The sequence below is a fragment of the Lishizhenia sp. genome (assembly GCF_033720595.1).
GTDB lineage: Bacteria > Bacteroidota > Bacteroidia > Flavobacteriales_D > Crocinitomicaceae > Lishizhenia.
The window spans coordinates 1-2,676 of record NZ_JAWWCF010000278.1 but is presented as its reverse complement, the minus strand read 5'-3'; the positions used below and the strand labels follow the sequence as shown (position 1 = coordinate 2,676).

Here is a 2,676-nt window from a genome sequence, read left to right as displayed (position 1 = left end):
GAGCTTTCTCTAATGTTGTATTGAAAAAATCATATTCAATAATGTTACTATCCTATAGATTGAATCCCTGCAATCCGATAACTAGATCTGATACTTCAGTTAACGCAAAAGATATTTTTATTTTTCCTTTGGTAGCTATTATTTCTGTTGCTAATGGGACGAGTTTATTTTTGGCGTTTCTATGATATATCGCAAGGTTAGACTGAGCGTTAAACGTGGAGTGATGGATTTCTAAATAATTAGCTGTTTTAAGGGAGTCTGTATGTGGTGTAAACAAACATTCTGTTTTCATTTTACGTTTCATTTTACGCTTTTCCCTATTACTTAGTTGGAGTGTTGAGCTATAAAGTTGATCTTCTTTGTGTACTTCGAGAGGAGAAGGTAAAATTCTTCCCAATAAACTGTCACTTATTTTGTTTACCGGAAATACGAGGTCATGATTCGGAAATTTATAAGCTTTTGATTTGGATTTGATATACTTCTTATTCGCCATGACACTCCAAATTCTTCGTTGGTTATCAAAGATTTCATCGCCGAAAAGCTCATATAGATGTTTCATTTCGTAAATCTGGTAACGCATGTATTTATTACTAAGACCTCTGTTTTTTCGGTTGTAATAACTCCACATGTGGGTGTCGAAATGGTGTAAACTATTGGTAAAACCTTCGTAGGTTTCATCAAAGATACGCTTGGCCATTGTATCGTTGGGGTGGAAGTCACAATACTCTTTTAAACCAATTAAACCATTAATATATCCATTGAGAACTTGTGGTGAACGATTCGAATTGGGGTATTCTTCTATCCAGGTATAACCTTCTGGAGTTTTTGAAATGGTGCCTCCGTCTTCTTGATTCTGAAGTAAAACATAAGCTACTTTTTCAATAATAGGGAGTACTTCTTCATCTTGGGTTAGGTCGTAATAACGCAAAAGATAACTTACTGCATAACCTTGCGTCATGCCAGAATACCAAGGCGCTTTTAAATCCCAAAAATTATAGTTGTACGGAAGCCCCATTCCTTTACCGTTGAATAGGCTATGTACTTTTGAGGTGTCTTTAAAATACTTGATTTGGTCCACGCATTTTTTATAGTAGATACTATCCCCTGTGTCTTTAAAGTAATAGTAAGATAATACTCCAAATTGAGAAATTGATAGGGGGTGGTACCTGTAGTTGGACAGTAGAATTCCCGTTGAATCAAGGGTTCTGTTTCCTTCCATCTCATGTAGATCAATTCTGTCTACGATACAAGAATATCTTTTTAGGGTTTGACCGAAGGTAAAGTTCAAACATAGAAATAAAGTGAGTAGGCTGAGGAGTTCTTTTCGAAAGATTATCATTTTTTTAGGTGTGTAAATTTGATTGTTTCCGTTTAGTTGTAAATACTTAACAACTCTATTGAGGGTTGCTTGTATTCAGTTTATTTGTGAAAGTTGGCTACTAAGTTAATTGAAAAAGTGTTGAACGGGAAGTCGTGTAGCCCTTTTTGAAAGCTAAAAGAGTAATTTAATTGACGGTCTAAGTTCGTTTTTAATTTAGCACGAAACACTAAAGGTCTATCTCCGTTGTTGAGATAACCATAATACCCGGCAAGGGTGGATTGAAAAATGAGTTTTTTATGGGTGAGTTTTACACCTAAACCGTAGAGAAATGCATCGTCTTGTTGTTGTGCGTTTCCATGCATTTGCCAAACGTAAAAACCTCCCATAGCAAAAGGTCTTATTGTGGTGGTTTGAGAATTGTTCAGGGAATAGTTTTTACCAAAAGACAGATCCATAAAGTAGGCTGGAGAATCTGTAAAGCGTGCGTCGGAAAGTTTGGATCCTGATGCTGTTTTTAGGTTGATGGAAAGCATAATATCTGGCCAGAAACGATGGTTTTCGATAACTTGTACATAGGTTCCGACATAAAAATCGCCTACTGCAAAACCTTTACCCGATTCACCTCTTGCGGCGCGCAAGTTTCTTGTAGCAGTATCTGTCTGGTAAAACTCGAAAGGTACTATTTGTACTTGCAGCCCTACTTTAGGCGTGTGAAGAGGGAGGTAAAAGGAAGTATTGCTATTTTGCGTGTTATCACCCGGCGAAAAGTGTAAATCTGTTCCAATTTTAAGTTCTGCGTTGCGCAGCGTCCTTCCTTGATTAACGATAGGTACAGGGAGGGCATTCGGTCCCATGTGGGCAGTGTTGGTAGTGATGTAATCGTACCAGGGGGTGTAACCATCCCAATTGTGGGTTTCGTTCCACCAAGCGTAATCTTGTCCTAGAGAATTCAATGGAATAAGAATTACACCTAGGAGTATAATAATTAATCTAAACATGCAGCGAGTATTTTTCGGGAGCAAAGTTAGTTGAAACTTCATGAAGGAGCAAAGGGAATCCAAACAGGGATAGTATGGAAAGGGAGGGCAGACAAAAGAAAAAAGGCAAACGAGGAGGGATAAAGCGACCTAAGAAGCTTGAGCGCTACCGATTGCTTTGTTTTGGCAACTGACCTTGGAAGGAAAGCCCGGCGGTTTGCCCTATACTTACTTAAGTAAAAGGCATAAAAAAAAGCGGCTCTACACCGCTTTTCTAAACTATTTAATTTTTAACAGGGATACCATTTTTATCTTTGAAATTTCCTGTAGCAATAAGGATAATATCAATTAATGACCAAATTCCTAGTCCTCCTAAGG

2 protein-coding genes are annotated in these 2,676 nt (G+C 37.7%); both read right to left on the bottom strand.

What is annotated here, in order from left to right; translation table 11 throughout:
- Window positions 1-52: 52 nt before the first annotated feature.
- Complete coding sequence (locus R3333_RS13955; protein ID WP_318959384.1) at window positions 53-1,339, bottom strand: D-glucuronyl C5-epimerase family protein; 1,287 nt, start codon at window positions 1,337-1,339, stop codon at window positions 53-55.
- Window positions 1,340-1,419: 80 nt separating this feature from the next.
- Window positions 1,420-2,319, bottom strand: coding sequence for a hypothetical protein (locus R3333_RS13950; protein WP_318959383.1), 900 nt, complete (start codon window positions 2,317-2,319; stop codon window positions 1,420-1,422).
- Window positions 2,320-2,676 lie beyond the last annotated feature (357 nt).